This is a genomic window from Sphingobium sp. RS1 (assembly GCF_056156825.1).
Genome location: NZ_JBLZXE010000002.1, coordinates 1,773,204 through 1,793,865, shown reverse-complemented (window position 1 = coordinate 1,793,865; position 20,662 = coordinate 1,773,204). Strand labels below are relative to the sequence as shown.

Annotated in this window: 12 protein-coding genes; 8 read left to right on the top strand and 4 right to left on the bottom strand. The window is 60.8% G+C overall.

The features are described from left to right. Positions 1 to 77 precede the first annotated feature (77 nt). The 4 genes from ACNHGR_RS10260 to ACNHGR_RS10245 form a co-directional block, all read right to left on the bottom strand. Complete coding sequence (locus tag ACNHGR_RS10260) at positions 78 to 1,388, bottom strand: BNR repeat-containing protein (RefSeq protein WP_475285870.1); 1,311 nt, start codon at positions 1,386 to 1,388, stop codon at positions 78 to 80. 86 nt (positions 1,389 to 1,474) lie between these two features. Then, the gene (locus ACNHGR_RS10255; protein WP_475285868.1) at positions 1,475 to 2,836 is read right to left on the bottom strand and encodes a glycosyltransferase family protein; all 1,362 of its coding nucleotides are present in this window, start codon (positions 2,834 to 2,836) and stop codon (positions 1,475 to 1,477) included. Between the two features lie 4 nt (positions 2,837 to 2,840). After that, positions 2,841 to 5,621, bottom strand: coding sequence for a glycosyltransferase (locus tag ACNHGR_RS10250; RefSeq protein ID WP_475285866.1), 2,781 nt, complete (start codon positions 5,619 to 5,621; stop codon positions 2,841 to 2,843). Between the two features lie 232 nt (positions 5,622 to 5,853). Then, entirely contained in the window at positions 5,854 to 7,272 is a 1,419-nt protein-coding gene (locus tag ACNHGR_RS10245; protein WP_475285864.1) for a BNR repeat-containing protein, read from the bottom strand. Positions 7,273 to 7,499: 227 nt separating this feature from the next. Here ACNHGR_RS10245 and ACNHGR_RS10240 point away from each other — a divergent pair, with 227 nt between their 5' ends. The 8 genes from ACNHGR_RS10240 to ACNHGR_RS10205 all read left to right on the top strand — a co-directional run bounded on the left by ACNHGR_RS10240 (position 7,500) and on the right by ACNHGR_RS10205 (position 20,661). Next, entirely contained in the window at positions 7,500 to 8,162 is a 663-nt protein-coding gene (locus ACNHGR_RS10240; RefSeq protein WP_184266987.1) for a glycosyltransferase family 29 protein, read from the top strand. A 108-nt stretch (positions 8,163 to 8,270) separates the two neighbouring features. Beyond that, positions 8,271 to 9,239 carry a hypothetical protein gene (locus ACNHGR_RS10235; protein WP_184266985.1) on the top strand — a complete coding sequence of 323 codons (969 nt, stop codon included), beginning with the start codon at positions 8,271 to 8,273 and terminating at the stop codon, positions 9,237 to 9,239. 88 nt (positions 9,240 to 9,327) lie between these two features. Then, the gene (locus ACNHGR_RS10230) at positions 9,328 to 10,047 is read left to right on the top strand and encodes an inositol monophosphatase family protein (protein WP_184266983.1); all 720 of its coding nucleotides are present in this window, start codon (positions 9,328 to 9,330) and stop codon (positions 10,045 to 10,047) included. Continuing rightward, the gene (locus ACNHGR_RS10225; protein ID WP_475285861.1) at positions 9,959 to 11,485 is read left to right on the top strand and encodes an N-acetylneuraminate synthase family protein; all 1,527 of its coding nucleotides are present in this window, start codon (positions 9,959 to 9,961) and stop codon (positions 11,483 to 11,485) included. Before ACNHGR_RS10230 ends, ACNHGR_RS10225 begins: the two co-directional genes overlap by 89 nt. A 68-nt stretch (positions 11,486 to 11,553) precedes the next feature. After that, positions 11,554 to 12,291: a cytidylyltransferase domain-containing protein gene (locus tag ACNHGR_RS10220; RefSeq protein ID WP_184266979.1), complete on the top strand. Its 738-nt coding sequence runs from the start codon at positions 11,554 to 11,556 to the stop codon at positions 12,289 to 12,291. A gap of 231 nt (positions 12,292 to 12,522) precedes the next feature. Beyond that, positions 12,523 to 15,339, top strand: coding sequence for a hypothetical protein (locus ACNHGR_RS10215; protein WP_475285859.1), 2,817 nt, complete (start codon positions 12,523 to 12,525; stop codon positions 15,337 to 15,339). A 94-nt stretch (positions 15,340 to 15,433) separates the two neighbouring features. Next, positions 15,434 to 19,717: a glycoside hydrolase family 99-like domain-containing protein gene (locus ACNHGR_RS10210; protein WP_475285858.1), complete on the top strand. Its 4,284-nt coding sequence runs from the start codon at positions 15,434 to 15,436 to the stop codon at positions 19,715 to 19,717. Next, the gene (locus ACNHGR_RS10205) at positions 19,714 to 20,661 is read left to right on the top strand and encodes a hypothetical protein (RefSeq protein WP_184266973.1); all 948 of its coding nucleotides are present in this window, start codon (positions 19,714 to 19,716) and stop codon (positions 20,659 to 20,661) included. Before ACNHGR_RS10210 ends, ACNHGR_RS10205 begins: the two co-directional genes overlap by 4 nt. Position 20,662: the final 1 nt, after the last annotated feature.

The window sequence follows — 20,662 nt, the reverse complement described above, 5'->3', positions numbered from 1 at the left end:
AAATTCTCCAATTGACGCCGTGTCGGCAGACTAGGGCAGGGCAGGGGGGATGGCAAGAATCGTGGACGGCGCGGACCTTAGGCCAAATCGTCTGCGGTTGGCGATTGCTTGTTGCGTTTCCTATTGCGGGCTTTGGTCGCGAACCCGGCGGCACCGGATTCCAGCAGGATCATGCTGGTGGGCGTGGGATGGGAACGGCGCGGTCGATCGCGATTGGACGGCAAGGTCGGCCAGGCAAGCAGAAATTGCCTATCGGGCAGAGTCAGATGGCGGCTGTTCCATTCCATGCCGGACGGCAAGGGCTGTTCCGCAAGGACATCATGCACGGGATCATGCGGCCTTTCCACTTCGTCCAGTCGCGTGAGCGTTGTGCCGTCCAGCCGCAACAGGCTCTGGCGTCCCTGCCGACTGACCGGAACGATGATCCGCGATCCCCTTTGATAGGAGGGAGTGAGCGTGATTTCGAAATCCAGCGTACCCGGCCCCTCAAATTGCCAGCGATATCCCGTCCAGTCGCTGGCTTGTGCGATGTGCCAACGACGACGTTGGAAGCGGGCCAAGAAGATCTGGGTCTGCCCCTGATCGTCATATTTATGATAGCTGATCATGGGCCGGTGCCGATGGTCGAAGCCGATCAGGCTATTATTGTTGATCATCCCGCCTTTTTGCGGGACCGGGTCCACGATTGGGGCGTCGCCATAGGTGATCGGGAGCGTCAGCGGTGCGCCATTGGCTTTCTGCCAATGGACCAGGTCGCGGCTCATGGCATGGCAGAGGCTGTGGGTGGTTTCGGCCATGCGGCTATCCCGCCAGACCCAGGCGAGATGGAACCAGCCATCGCCACTCGGCACCGGGCCGACCGGATAGGCATTGCGTTCGCCTCCGCCATCCAGAACCGGCACGCCGGTCAGGTTGCGCCATTGGCGCGCATCGTCATCGAACAGATAATAGAGGGTGTTGCCGTTGCCGCTGCGTCCGTCGCGAAATTTGAATATCAGATCGCCGTCGGGCAGGCGCAGAAATTCGGGATAGGTGACCCGGCTTTCCTGATCGGGCTCGACCAGGAAGCGCGCTTGCTTCATCGTCTCGATCCGGCCGGGTTCCTCCATGATATAATAGTTGAGCGGCGTGACGTGCATGTTGGCGGCCATGTGCAATCGGCCGTGCCCATCAAGCGCGAGGGCGATATATTTATGGCTGTCCCAGCCGATCTTGGATGGAAAGGCCTGAAACGACCATTCCCCACCCGACAGCAGGCGGCTGGCGAGCGTCAGCACGCGATTGCCGTCATAATAGCCGACGAAGATGCGATCATCGTCGGCCACCATGGCGAAGCCGACAGGATGCCCGGACCAGACGCGATCTATGATTTGGGGCGGCGGCATCATGATGTTTTCCCGTTATGCCGACGCCCCTGCACCCGCCGCGCCGCACAAGCGCGTTGGACGGGCAAGGATGGCATGTCCGGCCTGGTTCAGGCAGCCCCGGGCTGAAGCACGGCGAAGGCGCTGGCCTCACCGATGCCCTGCCAGCCTGGCAATAACGCGCCGGCCTGCGCAGTCGGGGCGACCACAATCCCGTTCTTGTTGAGCTTGGACGCCAGCCGTCCAGAGAAGGCGAGATGATCCTGACCGACCAGATCGGCAAGATTGTCGGTCGGTTCGATTACGATCATGTCGAAATGCTTGTCGGCCAGGCCGCTCATGTCATTGTCCATCAGCACATGCCATGGTCCACGCCCGAAACCGCCCGAAAGATAGGCGATTTCCTTGTTGGCGAAGAGTGCCGACGTGCCCCAGGGCGATGGGCACAGGTGCAGCGTCTGCACTTCGCGCGTAACGCCAGCCTTGCGGAGCAGGTCGACAGCCTGTCCGATCACTGAATCCAATGGGTCGGCCGACGCCATATTGGCACCGTCCGCGTCATAGCAGAGCGAATTGCGCAGGGAGTGGGTGGTAGTTGCCCAGTCCCATATCTGCGCGGCGCGGGCATCGAAGCTGTAATTATGGCCGATCCGCTGCCACAATTGCTGCGCACGGCCCAGCACGGTGGGGTAATCCAGCAGATATTCCTCGATCGCCCGGTCGAAACTGTCCATGTCCGATGCGTAGAGAAGGCCGTCGCCGCATACCGACCGCAGTTCGGAGAATTCGTCGGTCAGCACCGGCGTCCCGCATGCCAGGCAATCGAAGATACGATTGTTGATATAGCCGAAATGGGCCATGTCGCTCCAATGATCGTTGAGCGTCAGTCGGGTCCGGCGATAGAAATCGGGTAGGGCGTCGTTGTCGATATATTGCGACTGGACCAGATGGCTCAGTCCAAGATTGCCCCAATGCCGACCGATGACATGGACCGGCGTGCCGTTGCTGATCGCCCAGCTGAGCACTTCGCGCCGGACGCCGCGGCTGTTGGCGACGAACGACACGTCGCGCCGCAGCGCATCCTGACCATCGGCATAGAAAACGCTGGTATCCGTGCATTGCCGTGCAATGTCGACCGTCAGCCCTGGCAATGCGCGGATCGCCTTATAATGGGTTTCCGACGCGACATAGACCATGTCGAACTGGGAAATTTCATCATATTTGATCGTGCCGGGATGGCTGATGATCCAGATGAGCGACAGTTTCGATGGCGGTGGCGTATAGCTGCGCTTGCCACGCAGGACGATGACCATATCCTCGCCATCATCGGCATCCCAATGCGGCCAGAAATGCTGGACGACGGTGGCACCCAGCTTTTCCAGCGACCTGGCGAGCGCGAGGCCGAAATGATAGTCTCCCCATTTTTCCAGGCTAGGGCCTATGGGGGCGGGATTCTTGATCGCGATCTTCATGGCGTCACTTCCCCGCGAGCATGCGGCGGCGATATTCGGCGAAGAATTCAGCGAAACGTTCCGACACCGGATAGACCTTGTTCCGTTCCAACTGGGCGACGCCTAGCGCAAAGGCCGGGAATACCGACGGATAGGAGAATTCGCGCTCGAAGAACTTGCGCGCGCGCTGCCGGCGCTTGGCGGTTTCCTCCGGCTGGTCGAAGACGCGGCGGATGGTGGAAACCAGCTTCTTCTGGTTGCCGAACGGCACGTTGAGCATCAGCCCGCGCGTCGCCAGATCGGCCAGATCGCTGGTCGGCGAGGCGATGATGGTCGGCCCCATCGCCAGTGCGTCGGACATCTTGTACGGGCTTTGATACTGGCCCGCCGGCACGTCCGGATCGAGCCACAGCACGATCAGGTCGGATGCCAGGTTGATCGCGGCCATGCGTTCGGGAGGCTGGGGCGGCAGCACCGTGATATTGTCGCGATGCTCCTTGCTCAGCTTCATGAGGTCGGGCGTGTCGCGGCTGCCGACGACCAGCAGCTTGTAACGGGGATCGCCCAGCGCGTTGAGCAGGTCGACCAGTTCGAAAATGCCCTTATGCTTGCGCACGAGGCCGCCGAACAGGATGATGCGGTCGTCCGGCTTGAAGCCCAGTTCCTGACGAATTGCATCCCGGTCCAGATCCTCGGGCCGATAGAGCGAGTCATCCTTGATGTTGCGCATGTACAGGCAACGGCGGTCGTAATGCAGGTTCAGGTTGATATTGTGGGTGAAGACGGTCGGGATCTCCGCCACCAGCGGATCGAGGATTTCAGACCAGATGAGCTCATGGGGAATGTTCGCCTTGTCGCCGGCGCCGAACAGGTCGGCCAGCTGCTTTTCGGCATGGGCGTCGGTCGCCTTGGCATTATTCACCACCGTTTCGAGATCGTTGCATTCCAGCATGATCGGCTTGCCGGTGTGATAATTGGCCATCAGGGCCAGGCCGAATGAGGTCAGGCGCGGCTTCACGGCATAGATGACGTCGCCGGTGATCGCTTCCATTCCCTTGGCGAAATTGCCGAAGAAATCGGGGAAGTTGCCGCCGTCGAAATATTTGCATTCGAACGGGGGCTTCTTGTCCGCGAGCGGCTGGAAGATTTCCTCGTCGAAGAAGCGGTAGGAGATCATTTCGACCTCCACATGCTTGCTCAGCGCTTCCGCCACGCAATAGGCCTTGGCGAAATGGTTGCGGCTCATGTCCCACGACACGACCGACACCTTCTTCACCCAGGAAGGCAGCTTGGCGGGCAGGCCATCCTTATAATAGCCCTCGATCTTGTCCGCGATGATCTTGGGGGACTTGGTGTCCTCCTTCTGCAACTTGGTGATCTGCTGGGCGTTGGCGATGCGCTGGTACAGGTTCAGCGCGTGCGGCACCACACGGGGTTCGCGTAGCCAGCAATAGCGGGCGACCATGTCATAATCCTGCCGCCGGGCGAGCCGTTCGTCGAAGCCGCCTAGAACGTCGTAGAGATGGCGGCGATGGACGAAGCTATTTAGATCCACGAACGGCGTGGCGATCTGGTCTTCCAGATGGAAATTCTTGATCTCCGCCTTTTTGATGCGGATCGTGTCTTCGCCGATGTCGATGTCGAAATAGCCGGCATAGGCCGACAGATGGCCTGGCCAGTTGGCCAGCTCCTCCAGCATGATCTCCAGATAACGGGGATGCCAGACATTGTCGGAATCGAGATAGGCGATGATCTCGCCACGGGCATGTTTGAGGCTGCTGTTGCGTGCCGCAGCCGCCCCTTTTTGCTCCTGATGCTTGGTCAGGATGATGCGCGGATCCTTGAACGACTTGATGGTCGCGACGGTCTTGTCCTTGCTCGCATCGTCGCAGATGATGAGTTCGAACCGCTTGTAGCTTTGTGCCAAGACCGAACGGATCGCATCGTCGATCAGATCCTCGCGATTATGTGCCGGCATGATGATCGACACCAGCGGGCCGGTCTTGGGCAACTGCCCTTCGCGGGCCTGGTCCACGCGATTGATCGTATTGCTGATCTGCATGAAGCAGTCGAGCCGCGTCGTGCCGCGAGCAGCCAGCCTCAATCGCTCATAATAAGGAGTGTTGCCATAGAGATTGCAAAATTTGTTAAGCGCGCCGATCGCGCCGTTGAAGACCGAGCTTTCCGAAACGGAACGCTGCATCGCGTTGAACGCCGCCGATTTTGCGTCGATCTTGGGGATCAGGGACGCTTTGCCTTTGGCCGGAGCGGCTGGCTTGCCCTCCTTGGGTGCCGGGGCGGGCGTTTCCTGAGCGGCGGCTTCTGGAGTTTTGACTGCGGGCTCGCCTTGTGCGGCACTCGCTTTAGGAGCATTTTTGGACGGCGTGCCAGATGCTGCCTCCGGTTGGGCCGTGGGTTTGGCCACTGGCTCGGCCTCTGCCGCCGGCTTTGCTTCGGCGACCGGCGCTTCAGCTTTCGGCTCAACGGCAGGCTTGGGCGCTGCATCGGGTGACTGGAACATGAAGGCCGGGGCAAATCGGCGCTGGCCGCCGTCGAGCCACAATTCGACCTTGTGCGATCCGCCTTCCAGAAACTGTTCGGGAATGGCGATCCGAAATCCGCACAGGCCATTGTTCACGCCGGCGCGCTCGAGGTCGGGGCGATAATTATTGGCGGCTGCGAAGGCGACGAATTCGCCGTCAATCATGGCCATCACTTCGGCCGGATGATTGGTGGGATCGAAAACCCATCCGACCAGATTATTCTGCTGAACGCCGTCGAAATTTCCGCGAATGCTACTGCTCATTCTTCCCCGCCCCTGTGTGCAACGACCTGTTGCCCACGCTTCATGTCACAACGAAGTCACGCGAACCGTTCGGCCCGCGCGCCAGTCTACCTGAATGCGTTCCCCAAAAATGCATGCCTTTTCTTGCTGATGTTGCATCGCGGCGCAATAGCCGATGGCGTCGGCCTAACGCTGAACCTCCTCGTTTCGCCATTGGACTGAAAACTACAGTCGCGTTTCGATGCGCGGTGTCTCAGTTCGGCAGCACGAGATAGATGGGCGATGCTGGCGGTTTGCAGGCGAGCGGGGCATCGGCGTTGCAGGCGGGGGCGATATCGCGATTGGAGTCCTGCGCGAAATATTGGACGACGCCTTCCGTTGGCTTGCCGCTATCCGAATCGATGACAGACACCTTACGCAATGATGGGCGGAGAAGGCCGCGCGGCGGCGACAATATACCGGCAATGCGCGCCGGTTGTTCGGCGCTATCCTGTGCCAATCGCATTGCGCCGGCGGGCGCCCCGAAGCGCAGCGTTTGCGGCTTCGATTTGGGGAAGGTCACGGTCACGGTGCCTTTGGCGGGGTCGAGCTTGGCGATATTGGTGACGTCTGCGCGCTGGCGCGTGCCCCGCCCCTCAACGGCCACCCGCGTCTTGCCGCTTGCGAGCCGCTCCACGCGCCATCCCTGGCCGGACGGGTGGGCGATGAAGACGGCATTGGCACCTGACTGGTCATATTTGGTGTAGGCGATCACGGGATTGCCGCGTCCGTCGAGGGCGAGTGACGCGCTGGTGCCCAGCCCGTTGTCGACGCCGACATCGTCCACGCTATCCGCATTGTCAGGCGTGATCGGGCCGCGCACAGTCTTGCCGGACGCCAGTTGCCAGGTCTGGAAATCCGTCGTGGAGATGTAGCTGACGCGGAAGTTGGTGGCGGTGTCGGGCGAGCGGCGCCAGACGATCGCAATGTGGAAACGGCCATCGGCATCCTGAAGCGGATTGGTTGGATAGGCGCTGACCGGTCCCTGACGATCGCGCGAAGCGAAGAGATTGCCGCCGCTCAGTCGGGTCCAGCGACCATTTTCCAGGCGATTGGCAATCCATGCGCCGTTGCCACTGCCGCCTGATCGATAGAGGAACATGAGCCGGCCATCATCGTCGATCTGGAAGCGAGGATAGGTAACGCGGGCTTCGTCGCGACCGACCATCGGCGCCAATTTGATGCCCTGCGCGGAATCTGCGCGTGGCCCGCGCGCATAGACCATGGGTGAACCATGCATGTTGCCAGCGACATGCAGATAGCCTTGCGGATCGAAGGCCATGAAGATGCCATTGTGGCTGTCCCAGCCGCCAAAGCGCGATGCAATGCGATTGAGGCATAGCTTGTTCTGGGCGGGAGCATATTCGGCAACCGTCAATTGCCGATCGGAATCGAAAAAGCCGAAATAATATTTGCCATTACGTTCGATCGCGGGGTAGCGGACCCTCACCCCCGACCAGGCATCGCCGAGCCGGATCGACCGCAGCCCGGGGCGGTTATGCTCTACCTCAGGTGCCCGGCATGTCTGGGCGCCGCGATCCGCAGCGCCGGCTGCTGCAAGGCTGAAGGGCGTGGTGCCCGCCAGATAGGCAAGGGCGAGGGGGATCGAGAACATCATGCGGCGCATAACCATCAGGAACCCCTTCCAGTTTCGTGCGCGGAACAAAAAAATGAACCTTTGTGCGACGCGCGTTTTATCCGCTCTTAACAGGGCCTCTTGCTGATCCTGCAGATGTTTTCGCGGTTGCCTTCAAGGGCATGTCGATGATTCTTAGCTGGAAAGCGGCTGGTGACCGTGCCACATGAGGGCATCAAACGATCGGAAGGCCGCATGGCGGTAGGGCTTATTGGAAGGTGAAGATGTCGGATCAGGAGGCGGGTAATTTCTTTTTTGACGCCGTCATGGGCAAGAAGGACAAGCCTGCATCAATTGCCGTCATCGGCAATTCGCCGCGTCTGGGACAGGACCGAAACGGGCAGCGGATCGATGCGCATGACGTGATCATTCGCGTTAATGACGGCCGCACTACCGGGTTCGAAGATTTCGGTGGGTCGCGAACCGACATCCGCTTCGTGGGCGTCCCACTCAAGGAACGCTACTGGACATTTTTCCGGGAGTTGGACGAGCCGTCGACTATCATTACCCGCGTCGAAAACGAAGCGGTGCTGAACGATCTGGGATATAAGGGTGACGCGATCTACTATCCCAACCGGGACATGCATACGCATGCGGCCCTGCCTATATTGTCGCAACATGTCGAAACCGGCGCCTATCCGCGCAAGCCGCCGCGGTCGGGTATCGTGATCCTGTCCTTCCTCGCCCCCTTCTTCAGCCAGGGTGTCACGATTTCCCTGTTCGGGTTCGAGATCGAACCGCGTCAGGGTGGTGAAGAACATTATTACAAGGATGGGCGCGATTTCGGCCGGGCGCTGAAACATTGGGATGATGCACATTGCCCCATGGAAGTCGAATTTGCGGTTTTGGCTCGACTTAGGGATAAGGGTTATATTCAATTCTTTTAAGGCTGTCTGTCTGACTGGCTGTCCTGTTATTTGATGTTGGAAATTCTTTCTATGCCCTGCCGTAATGCTGGCTGGGACTCGCATTGATTTGTTGAAAAAGGGTGCCAGGTGGACCAGGTGGAAATCAAGAACGGCGTCATTATCGGGAAGAAGGGGGAATTGTTCCTTGCGGACGGCCATCACCGCCCGCTGGACTTCCTGACCGGCAAGGCTGATGTGTCGGACGCGTCGGTAACGAATTTTCAGGCCAATCTGGTAGCTCGCGCCGAGCATGCGGCTGGCTGCGGTGCGCGTCATGTGCATCTCGTCGCGCCGGACAAGCATACCGTCCTTGATGAATCCTTCCCCATCGCCAACCCCATCATCCTGGGGGATATCTACCGGCAGCGCGTACGCGCGCCCTTTCTGTTCCCGACCGAAAAGCTGCGTGCACTGGAGCATGGCGGCTATGGCTTCGCGGATACGCACTGGACCTGGCGCGGGCGGCTGGCTGCGGTGGAAGAGGTCGTGCTCGGCCTGGGACTGGACGAAGCCATGGTGCACACACGGGTGGCCGAACTGGCCAAGCTGATCCGTCCCCGTTCGGGCGAGGCGCCGGGCGATCTGGGCAAGCGGTTCGACCCGCCGATCACTCAGCCCAACGAAACGCTGGCTGCTGGCTGGAAGGTCCACAAGTTCGACAATCATGTGACCAGCGGCAATGACGGCCGCATGAATCTGCTGATCAGCGAGCATCCCAATGCGAAGGGGCGCATCGTGATTTTCGGCGATTCCTTCATCGCTCAGGCGCTTTCGCTCTTTACGGCCTTCTTCAAAGATATATTATTCTGTCGCACGCAATATTATCATCGTGAGATCGTGGTGGGGGCTCGTCCCAACTATGTGCTGACGGAGAATGTTGAGCGCTATCTGAGCAACGTGCGCCCCGATGAGGAGGCGCCGCCGTTGCTGTTGATGGCGATGTTGCGCGGTAACCCGGTCCACTACGAAAAAAGCGACCTGGATGCCTTTTCCGCTATCTTGTCGGGCCATGGGTCCCGCTACAAAGGGCTGGTGGAAAAGCTTAAAGCTGAATAATGGACGGATCAACGTCGCTGCGGCGATAGGAACGGGCGCGTCGACTGCGGCCCGGCCGGGATCATGTGAATCAAGGATCGGGGGCTAGGTGTCGATTTCATCCCTGTTGGAAGACTGTTGGGCGCTGGTCCGTGACAATCTCGATCAGACATTGTCGCTGCGTCGCGAAATCAATTGGAAGCCCGATGGCAGCCCGGTGACGCAGGCCGACCTGTTTCAGGAAAAGCTGATTGCGGACTTTCTGCGTGCGCGTCTGCCTGACGTCACGCTGGTTGCCGAGGAAAGCTATGTCGCCGGGCAGGACATCCGTTCCGGTTGGGTGGCGGTACTCGATCCGATCGACGGAACCGAGAATTTCTGCTCGGGCCTGAAGGAATGGGGTGTCGCGCTGTCGATCTGGCAGGACGGTGTGCATCAGGGTAGCGCTCTGATGTTGCCGGAAATGGGCGACATCCTCATGTCGGGCATGACCATTGCGACCTATCGGTCGCGGATCGTGGGCCTGTCTTCTTCCTATAACGCCGAAATCGGCGCCATTCTGGCGGGTAATCCCGAAGGGCGCGTGATGGGATGCGCCGTCTACAACATGTATAACGTCATACGCGGGGCCTATGCGCGCTTTGTCAATCCCAAGGGGGCCTACTCCTGGGATCTGCTGGCGGGCGTAGCGCTGGCCCATGAGGCCGGCTGTGCGGTATTTCTCGAAGGAGAACCTTATCATGGACAATTTCTCGACCCCGATAAGCGCCATCGCGTCGACATATGGCACCGACACGATCTTCATCCTGGGCAAGGGCCCGTCGGCTGACGACGTCCCGGCGGAGGTCTATGCCGGCTCTCTGGTCATTGGCCTGAACGACGCCGAGCGCATCTATCCGGCCGATATCTCGATCTTTCACGCCGACTGGGTCAAGCAGTCGCTGGCGGAAAGCGGCGCGCGGGCGCGGCTGTACCTCACCTCGACCGACTTCAAGCCGGCTGGCGCCGAGGTGGTGCGCGCCGACCATGTGCCGCTCAGCCAGGAAAGCGGCGACCTGATGATGCAGCGCCTGCTGGCAGGCGATTTCGTGATCGAGGACGTACTGCTGATTTCCGCGTTGCAGGTTGCCCGCAAGGTCGCCGAAGCGCGGGGGCGCCCGCAGACCGTCTATCTGGTCGGCTTCGATTTTCGCGCCGACATGGGTAGTGCGCATGCCCTGGGCCGGTCTTATGAAAATGATACGGCGGACCAGCGTCGCCTGCGCATCGACATGCAGGAGAATTTCCTGCTGAACGCGCTCTACATGCTGCGCGGCACCGACCTGGATGTGGTGCATGTCGGCGATCGCTCCTATTCGCGGATGACGACCACCGACCTGCGGCATCATTTCCTGCCGGGTGGAGGAGAAGCGGAGCGCCCCTGGGCAGTGTCCGTGATCGCGGAACTGACGACCAATCATTTCGGTGATCGTGGCCGGCTGGAACGCATGGTTCGCGCTGCCAAGGCGGCTGGGGCCAATTTCGTCAAGGTCCAGAAGCGCGACGTCGAAAGCTTCTATTCGCGCGAACAACTGGCCGCGCCGTACAAGTCGCCCTTCGGTACGACATTCGCCGACTATCGTCACCAGCTGGAACTGAGCGATGATGACTTCGCCTATCTGGACGGGCTGTGCAAGCAACTGGGTATCCAGTGGTTTGCCTCCGCCCTTGATGCGAAATCCTATCGCGGGCTGATGGACCTGGGGTCGGCGATGATCAAGCTGCCGTCGACCATTTCGGAGCATACCGACTATCTGTCGATGGTGGCGCGCACCTGCGACCGGCCGATCGTGCTGTCGACCGGCATGACCGACAAGGCCTTCGAGAATTGGGTGCTCAATACCTTCAGGAACAGCCCCCAACTCTATCTGCTGCAATGCAATTCGGCTTATCCGACGCCGGCCGAGGACTGCAATGTCGGCGTGGTGCGCCATTATGACCGGCTGTCGCGCGAGCAGCCGCAGATCGTTGCTGGTTATTCCAGCCATGACGCGGGTTGGTTCGGATCGGCTCTGGCGGTGGCGGCGGGCGCCCGCATGGTCGAGAAGCATGTGAAGCTGGGCAATACCGAATGGGCCCATTTCGACGCCGTCGCGCTCGACCTGACCAAGTCCGAATTCAAGGATTATGTCGCCAAGGTGCGCGAGGCGGAGATAATCGTGGGATCGGAAGAAAAGGATATCCGTCCGAGCGAACATCATAAATATCGGGTTGCGGCTGCGGAATAAAGGTGAGGCGGCTCTTTGGCCGCCTTTTCCTTCAGCATAACATATTGTAGTATAAGGGTATTTTCTGCATGTCGAAGTCCAGCCGGATAGTGGCGCTGATGATCGGCCGGGGCGGCAGTTCGCTCAAGGGCAAGAATGTCCTGCCGGTCCATGGCGTACCGCTGATGGTCTGGGCGGCGTCCGCCGCGCTGCGCAGCGCCCATATCGGCCGCTATTATGTCAGCAGCGACGACGACGAGATATTGGAGACGGGACGCAAGGCGGGATACACGCCGATCCGTCGCCCGGACGAATTGGCTAGCGCGACAGCGCAAAGTTCCGACGCGGTGCGCCATGCGATGAAACTGATCGAGGCGGAGGGTGATGTGGACATCGTCGTGGTCCAGCATGCCAATGTCGGCACCATCACCGAACATATTGTCGATGACTGTATCGATGGGCTGTTGCAGGATCCGTCCTTGTCGTCGGTGGTTCCGTGCCATGACATGTCCGAATATCACCCCTATCGCGGCAAGACCGTGCGGGAAGATGGCACATTGGCTCCGTTCGTGCCGGGATCGGGCAATGCATCGGCCAATCGCCAGGAGTTGCCGACCTGTCTGTTCTTCGATCATTCCATCTGGGCGCTGCGCGCCTCGGCGGTCTGGGACAAGGAAGGGCAGGGGCCGTGGCCGGTCATGGGGCAGCGGATCAAACCCTATCTGACCGAAGGCTGTTTCGACGTGCATACGTTGGAGGATGTCGTCACGACCGAAGCCTGGATCACGGCGCATGGCGTGACCAAACCAGCCTATCCGATAGCGTAATTTCCGACGGTCTTCGCCGCTTGCGCGATGCCCGCAACAGGGTGTCGCAGGTGGCGGGCGGGGCCGGGTTTTGCAATTGACACGGCCCGACGGACCGGTGCAAGTTTTTCGCAACTGAAGTTGAAGTGGGGCAAGTTAGTGTCGAGTGGTCCTAATTCGATAAGCATATCCGGGCCGCTGGACGCTACAGGCGCCACTATAGAAAATGGGTCTTCGGCAAGCCCGTCGAATGTGCCGGCGAAGGCACCGACCATCCTGATTTCGGGTGCACCGCTGTCGGGCGGTGGCGTGCTCACCCGCATGCTGTCGCTGCTGGGATGTGCGGCGCCGGCGACGCGGGAACCGGCGAAGGCGGAGGAGGGGGCTGAACCCTGGGAATCGCAACCGCTGGGCGACATCAACGCACAATTGCTGGCGGCAGCCAAGGTTGAATGGACCGACTGGCGCGGTGTTGACCTGTCGCTTGTCCCGCCCGCCGATCTGGCCGGCATACAGGCCGCGGCGCGAGAAGCGCTGAAGACGGAATTCCCCGACGACAGGCCGCGCATTTTCAAGGACCCCCGCAACAGCCTGTTGCAGCCCTTCTGGACGGATCTGCTGGGCGAACCGTCCGCGCAGCTGGCAGTCGTCATGGTGCGCAATCCGATAGAAGTGTCTGCGTCCTTGTCTCGGCATTTCGGCATCGATGCTTTTCCGAGCACATTTTTGTGGCTGCGCTACATGCTGGACGCGGAACATGGCAGCAGGCCGCTGCGCAGGGCGTTCGTCAGCTATGACGAGCTGCTCCAGTCGCCGCGGGCGCAGATCGAGCAGCTGGAAACGGGCCTTCAACTGACGCTTCCGGATTCGACCGAGCGCGCATTTGTCGAAGTGGCCAATTACCTGTCCGGTTCGCTTCGTAATCATCGCGATACCAACGATATCTTCCGCCCGCTGTCGCATGCGGCAGAATGGGTCGCAGACGTATATCGCATCATGCGATCCTGGGCGCTGCATGGCGAGAACCCGGCCGATCAGGCGATACTGGACCAGATCCGGGCTGACGTGAATCGGGCTGCGACGATTTTTGCGCCGATCGTGCGGGATCATGGGCTGCTGGCTCGCAAATTGAGCAGTACGCGCGGCAAACTGGCCAAGGAAGAGGCCGGGCGTGCCAGTGAACGCCAAAAGCTGGACCAGACCATCGCCGAGCTGCAGGAGAAGCTGGCCGGTAAGGGCGGTGCCGGTGACGCGGCGCTTTCGGACAAGCTGCTGGGCGAACGCAATCAGACCATCAAGGCGTTGCAGGATGCGGCGATCCGGAATGACGAGCATGTCGCGGAACTGACGGCGACGCTGGAAGAGCGGCAGAACAAGATTTCGTCCTTCCGCCGGGAATTGCAGAAGCGCGATACCGCCTTGGCCGAGGCCGACGCCGCACGCGATGAATTGCAGGCAAGGGCAGCGCAGCATAATGCCGAAATCGGCGCCTTGCGAGCGGCTGCCGACCTGCATGAGCGGACGCTGGCAGAACGCGACACCCTGTTGAAAGGGGCCATGGATGCGCGCGATGCCGCAGATGGCCGGCTGTCGCAACTGACCGACAAATTCACCGAGCAACTTTCGGCCTATCAGACCCTGATGCTGGAGAAATCGGCTGTCGAGGTCGAGCTTGTCCGCTCGGCGGCCGCTTTGGACAAGGCTGGTCATGACCTGGCCTGGGTCGAGGGTGAAAAACAGGGGTTGCGCCGCGACATTGCGGACAGGGATGTCCAGCTGGGTCGGCTCCAAGCCGATCTGGAGGCTGCGAAAAATGCCGAGGAGGCCCGGCAGCGGGCCTTTGATGAGCAGGCGGCAGCGCTGGGCACGAAGGTAGCGGACATGCAGGCGGAACGGGATGCGTTGGCGCAGCAGCGTGATGCCGACGCCGAGGAACGCAAAAATGTGGAAGAGGCTCTGGCGCAAGCGCGCGAAGGCGCTGCGGAACAGGCGAAGCGGATCGCCGCGCTGGAGCGCGATGGCGAGAACAAGGGCGAGCAATTATCCTTGCAGAGCGCGCAACTGACGGCGTCGCGGGCCAAGCAGGCGACGTTGCAACAGGAACGACTGGCCATTGAGGACCAGTTGAAGCAGGCGTTCGAGGAACTGGAGCAGGTCCGCAGCGACCTGGTCAACCGTGAGGCCGAAACCGAAAGTCTCAACGAATATCTGGAAGCCGCGCGCGAGCAGGCGGTCAAGGATCAGGATGTGCTGAAGAAGGTGCGGTCCGATGTGCAGGGGTTGGGCCAGCATCTCCAGAATGCACGGGCGGAAGCACAGGCCTTGAAGGACGCCAAGGGCGAAATCGAGCAGGTGGCCAAGCTGCGGCTGGAAGAGATCGAAGCACGGGACAAGGTGCTGGAAGAGCGCGGTGTCCAATTGTCCGATCTGGAAAGCCGGTTGGCGCAGACGCATAGCGCACTGTTGCAGCGTCAGCTGGAAACCGAGGAAGCCGCCGAAGAGTTGCGCTTCCTGCGTAGCCAGTTGAAGGACGAGCAGGAAGAACGGACCGTCAGGGAAGAGCAACTGCGCCTGACGGACGAGAAGCTGGAAAAGACCCAGGCGGAACTGCTGGCCGAGAAGGATCATCTGGCCAGGGCGGAACTGGACCATGAAAAGACGATGCAGGCGCGCTATCAGGAAATTGCGCTGCTGATGTCGGCATTGAAGGATGCGCAGGAAAAGGAAACCGACCTCGCCCATCTGCGCGTCGTCCGCCACGAACTGTCGCGCCGGACGGATTCGCTCTATCTGCTGTTCGTGCGCGTGATGGACGCGTTCATCGCGCAGATCGCGTCGCCCTTGCTGCCCCGCAAGGTCAATCTGCGTCGGCAGCAGGCGGTGCTGGAGAAATACGGCTTGTTCGATGCGGGCTGGTATCTGGAAAATAACCCTGACGTTCGCGATGCGGGCATGGATGCGGCTGCGCATTTCGTGGCGTTTGGCCTGCAGGAGGGGCGGACGCCGACCCGGGCGGTCGATGAACTGCGCCGCAGCGCAGCGGCCATGGCGGATGGCAAAAATCGGTAACGGCCGACCTCCAAAACGCTACAGAGCGAACTGACCGACCTCCGACGAGATAGAGAGCGGGTGCCATGGCGCCTGATCGCAACAAGGGCTGACGATGTTGAATTTTGAAGAACTGGCCAAGGAAATAGACCAGTCGGGCCTGTTCGATCGGGACTGGTATGTACAGAATTTTCCCGATGCCGCGTTGCTGGACATGGAGCCGCTGGAACATTTCGTCCGTTTCGGCCTGTTGCTGAAGCGCGATCCCGGCCCTGGTTTCGATACAAGTCACTATATGGATACCTATCCTGACGTGTCGGCCGCGGGCATGCACGCGATTGTCCACTATGTGCGGTTCGGGAAGAGCGAGGGACGGCAACCCTTGCCGCCGATGGCGCAGCCAGTGTCCGGCGGCCCCACGGAAACGGCGCCGGATGGCGCGGCCTGGGTGCTGCGCCACGCCACCGATGCCTTTGGCCTGCGCGGGCTGGAGCCCAACGCACCTTTGGCGCTGGTCGTCAATGTCATCACGGCGCAGGATGGCGCGACGATCGACCGCCTCCTCGGCCGGGTGCCTGCGGCGTTCGATCTGTTCCTGCTTGGTGCGGCAAACAGGCTGGCTGTGGGGGCTTTCCCGGCTTCGGTTCGATCGTTGACCTTGCTCGGCGATGCGGATGAGGTTGGCAATGCGCGTGGATTTGCGCGGCTGGCTGGATCGGGCGCGCTGGATAGCTATGGCGACATATTGTGGCTGTCGCCGCAGGATGCCGGTGGCTCGGTGACGGATGAGGATGTCGGCCGCCTGCTGGGTTTGCATGATGGTTTTTGCGCGGACGCGCAATGGGGCATTGCCAGCGATCGGTTCGCCAGCCTGGACCGGGGCGACCCGGCGCAGGCATCTTTGCTGACGGCGCTCAACACCGCCTTGCCGCGCCTGGGCCTGTCGCTTGGTCAGACCCCGTTCGACATGCCGGCCGGATGGGGCCTGTGGTTCAAGCCTTTCCTGTCGCGGATGCTGGGGGCGACGGTCAGGCCGGCCGAAATGACGGCCGATGGCGCCGGCGGAAAATTCCCCGGGCGCCCCACTGTCCTCGCCATGCTCACGGCCGCGGCGCGCGAATCCGCGCTGGACGTGCGCCCGGCGGCGCGCAGCGTGCCGGCTGCTCCGGCGGATCGGGTGGTGAAGGCGGTGGCCTTCTACCTGCCGCAATTCCACCCCATCCCGGAAAACAACACCTGGTGGGGCAAGGGCTTTACCGAATGGTCGAACGTGGTGCGTGGGCGTCCGCTGTTCCGCCATCATTATCAACCGCGCGTACCGGCGGATCTGGGCTATTATGACCTGCGGCTGGAAGATACGCAGGTTGCGCAGGCCGATCTGGCGCGCCAGTTCGGCATCCACGGTTTCTGCTTTTATTACTACTGGTTCAACGGAAAGAAGCTGTTGAACCATCCGATCGAGCAACTGGCCAAATCTTCCCGGGTCGATACCGGCTTCTGCGTATGCTGGGCCAATGAGAACTGGTCGCGCAACTGGGATGGGCAGAACCGCCATGTGCTGATGGAGCAGCAATATTCGCTGGAAAGCAATATCGCCTTCATTCACGAGATGATCCCGATGATGAAGGACCCGCGCTGGATACGCTATTGCGGCAAGCCGGTCCTGCTCGTCTATCGCATTTCGATCATTCCCAACTGGCTGGAAACGGCGCGGATATGGCGTGAGGAATGTCGCAAGGCGGGCCTGGGCGAAATCCATTTGTGCGCGGTTCGCTTCGGCCTCGAAACGCTGGGCGGGCAACCGCAGGAACATGGCCTGGACAGCTATGTGCTGTTCCCCCCGCATGAAGGCGTCCGCGTCGATCTGCGCGACCAGGTCCATGACCGGCACAAGGACTTTGGTGGCGAAATTTTCGACTATAACGCCGTGGCCGATGGCGATGTGGAGAAATATGCGGCCGGTTATGAATGGCCGGTCCATCGCGGGTCGATGCTGGGTTGGGACAATACCGCCCGCCGGCTGACCGACGCGCGCATCTTCCGCGGGGCGACGCCCTATGGCTTCCGCCGCTGGGTCAAGGGCATATTGGATCAGGACAACCGCCATAATCCGGCGCCCGAGACGATGATGTTCATCAATGCCTGGAACGAATGGGCCGAAGGCACCTATCTGGAACCGGACCAGCGCTGGGGCCTGACCAATCTGGCGGCTTTCGAGTCCGCGGCCAAGGCGGTGCCCGGTTTGCGGCCTGTCACCTTGCCGAAGGGTGTGGCGGCGCAGCCGAAGACGGAAAACCGCCTCGCTTATCTTGGCAGTCCCCTGCGCGGCCAGGCGGAAATGCCGCGCGGGCCGGTCTGGTATCGCGGGTTCAAGGACGTCGACCCGTCCAGGCCCACCATCCTGTTGTGCGCCCATATCTCCGGACACCAGCTGTTCGGGGGCGAGCGCAGCCTGCTGGATGTGCTGGAGGCGTTGGCCAAGATGCCGGTCAATGTCATCATGACCCTGCCGAGCGACAATAATCGCGACTATATCAAGCGCATCCAGAAGCTGTGCGCGGGCGCCTATGCCTTCCATTACCCGCAATGGATGGACAAGCGAGCCGCTTATGCCTGGCTGGCGCTGGACTTTGCCGACATCATCGCCCGTCATGCGGTGGATGTCGTCCATGCCAATACCATTGTGTTGCTGGAGCCTATCGTTGCGGCCCGGCGCATGGGCCGCGTCGCGCTGACCCATGTTCGTGAACTCATCTCGCTGGACGAAGGGTTGCAGGAGCGGATGAAACAGACGACTGGCGAGATCGTCAGCGCTGTGTTCGGCAATACCGACTGGCTGATCGGTAACAGCCGCGCGACCTGCGACCTGTTCGCGCGGGGGGACCGCACCCTCTATGTCCCCAACGCGATCAGCGCCGAAGATTTCGAGATGCGGAACATCTTCGGCAACGGCATCAAATTCGGCATTGTCAGTTCCAACATTCCCAAGAAGGGGATCGCCGATTTCGTGGAGGTGGCACGGCTTGCCGCCGCGCGGACCGATCGGGCGAAGTTCGTCATCATCGGTCCCCGGACGCCGCAGATCGACATCTGGATGGAGGAAGTCGCAAACGGCGAGCGGCCGGACAATCTGGTCTTTGCCGGTTACAAGGACAGCGCACGCGCAGCGATGCTCGAACTCAATGTCCTGTTGAACCTGTCGACATTTGCCGAATCCTTCGGCCGCACCGTTGCGGAAGCCATGGCAGCGAAACGACCGGTCATCGCCTATCGCTGGGGCGCGCTGCCGGAACTGGTCCAGGATGGAGAGACTGGGTACATGGTGCCGTTCCGCGATATTGGCGGGGTGGTCGATGCCGTGGTCGATCTGTGCGAGCATGATGAAAAGATCGCGGCCATGGGCGAGAAGGGGCATGCCTTCGTCACCGCCAACTTCTCGCAGCAGCGACTGGGCGAGCAGGTGATGCTGGCCTATGAACGGATCAGCGGGCTGCCTATGCGCGCCGAGGGCGGAGCGGCGTCCGACCAGCCATTGCCGATTTCTGCGCAGACGATCGGCGCGGCATTGCCGACCACGATCATCATTCCCGTATACAACGCGCCGGAGGAAGTGCGGGCCTGCATCACCTCGGTACTCAAACATACCGATCTGCGGCAGACGGAAGTGCTGGTGATCGACGATGGCAGCCCGGACGCCGCGATCGGGCCGCTACTGGACAGTTTTGCCGGCACGCCAGGGCTCACCATCCAGCGGTCGCCGCAAAATCTGGGCTATACCCGGACGATCAACATGGGGATCGCGCAGGCGCAAGGCCGCGATGTCGTGCTGCTCAACAGCGATACGATCGTCACCCCCAAATGGCTGGAAGGGCTTCGTGCCACCGCCTATAGCCGGCCGCAGGTCGGAACGGTGACCGCGATGGGCGACAATTCCGGCGCCTTCTCCTTCCCCGTCTTCAACCAGAAATGCGACAAGCCTGCGCATCTGGGGTATGAGGAATATGCACTGGCGATGGTGCAGGGCGCATTCGCTTGCAAGGCGCCCGAAGTGCCGACCGGATCGGGCTTCTGCCTGTTCATCCGGCGCGCGATGATGGACCAGTGCGGCACTTTTGACGAAGAGGGCTTCCCGCGCGGTTATGGCGAAGAGAATGACTTCTGCCTGCGGGGCATGAAGGCAGGCTGGGTGAATCTGATTTCGCCCTGGGCCTTTGTCTTCCATGTCCGCACGGCCAGCTTCAAGGGCGAGAAGGACAAGCTGATCAAAGCTGGCGTCGATGTGGTGACGAAACGCTATCCCGACTATGCGCCAATGGTGAAGGCCGCCTTTGCCGCGCCTGACATGACGGCATTGCGCGAGGCGACCGCCGCAGTGGTTGCAGGGATGACGGCGGCATGATCGAACAGGCGGACAAGCCCTATGCGATCGAAGGGAAGGACGGTTACTTCTTCCTGGCCGGGGATAGCAATGACAGCGTCGGGCAGTTCACGAAACCGACCCGTCTGTCGGACGAAACGGCACAGGGATGGGAAAAGACGCTTCAGTCGCTTGAGGCCCTGACGGCGGAGCGGGATATCACAGGCTGCTTTCTCGTGGCACCGGCCAAGGAAGAGATTTTCCCTGATAAATATCCCCTGAAGCAGGCGAAAGGGCGACTGTTCGACGATTTCAAGGCCCGCTTTGGTGGTCGGATTTTCGTTCCCTACTGGGCGTTGCGTAATACCCGCAATTTTTCCTATTGCACCGGCGATACGCATTGGACCGATCTGGGCGCTTCGATGGCGGCGGTGGCCGTACTCGATCAATGGGGTTATGATCGCGACGAGGCAAAGAAGGCCAGGCCGCAGAATTTCCGCTTGGTGCAGCGTTTCGGTGACCTCGGGATCAAGGCGAAACCGCATTTCGCGCATTATGAAATGATGTTTTCCGATGATATGGCCGGGCGGATCATATTCAACAATGGCGTCCGCAATCAGGGCAATATCGCCATCTATCGCAATCCCGATGCTGCCTATGCCGGCAGATTGCTGATCTTCGGCGATAGTTTTGGCACCAATATGGCGGCGGCCTTCTCCAGCTTCTTTCCCGAAGTGATCTATACCTATCGTCCGGCGGCGCTGGATATCGGGCTGGTCGATCTGGTGCAGCCTACCCATCTGATCCTGGAAGTGACCCAGCGCTTCCTTCAGGGGCAACCGGATTTGCGCAGCAGCATCTTCGACATGGCGCGGAGCAAGCTGAATGATCTGGCGCCGGAAGAGCGGGACAAGGCGATCGCCGCAATCGCCGCCCAGCCCGAATATCGGGGCATTCGCGCAGCGAGCCTTGCCGCCTTCGAATGAA

What these genes read in the sequence shown, in the direction of transcription:
- ACNHGR_RS10255 (WP_475285868.1), bottom strand. Translation starts at nt 2,836, where the DNA reads ATGAAGATCGCGATCAAGAATCCCGCCCCCATAGGCCCTAGCCTGGAA.
- ACNHGR_RS10220 (WP_184266979.1), top strand. Translation starts at nt 11,554, where the DNA reads ATGTCGAAGTCCAGCCGGATAGTGGCGCTGATGATCGGCCGGGGCGGC.
- ACNHGR_RS10260 (WP_475285870.1), bottom strand. Translation starts at nt 1,388, where the DNA reads ATGATGCCGCCGCCCCAAATCATAGATCGCGTCTGGTCCGGGCATCCT.
- ACNHGR_RS10250 (WP_475285866.1), bottom strand. Translation starts at nt 5,621, where the DNA reads ATGAGCAGTAGCATTCGCGGAAATTTCGACGGCGTTCAGCAGAATAAT.
- ACNHGR_RS10225 (WP_475285861.1), top strand. Translation starts at nt 9,959, where the DNA reads ATGGACAATTTCTCGACCCCGATAAGCGCCATCGCGTCGACATATGGC.
- ACNHGR_RS10210 (WP_475285858.1), top strand. Translation starts at nt 15,434, where the DNA reads ATGTTGAATTTTGAAGAACTGGCCAAGGAAATAGACCAGTCGGGCCTG.
- ACNHGR_RS10240 (WP_184266987.1), top strand. Translation starts at nt 7,500, where the DNA reads ATGTCGGATCAGGAGGCGGGTAATTTCTTTTTTGACGCCGTCATGGGC.
- ACNHGR_RS10245 (WP_475285864.1), bottom strand. Translation starts at nt 7,272, where the DNA reads ATGGTTATGCGCCGCATGATGTTCTCGATCCCCCTCGCCCTTGCCTAT.
- ACNHGR_RS10205 (WP_184266973.1), top strand. Translation starts at nt 19,714, where the DNA reads ATGATCGAACAGGCGGACAAGCCCTATGCGATCGAAGGGAAGGACGGT.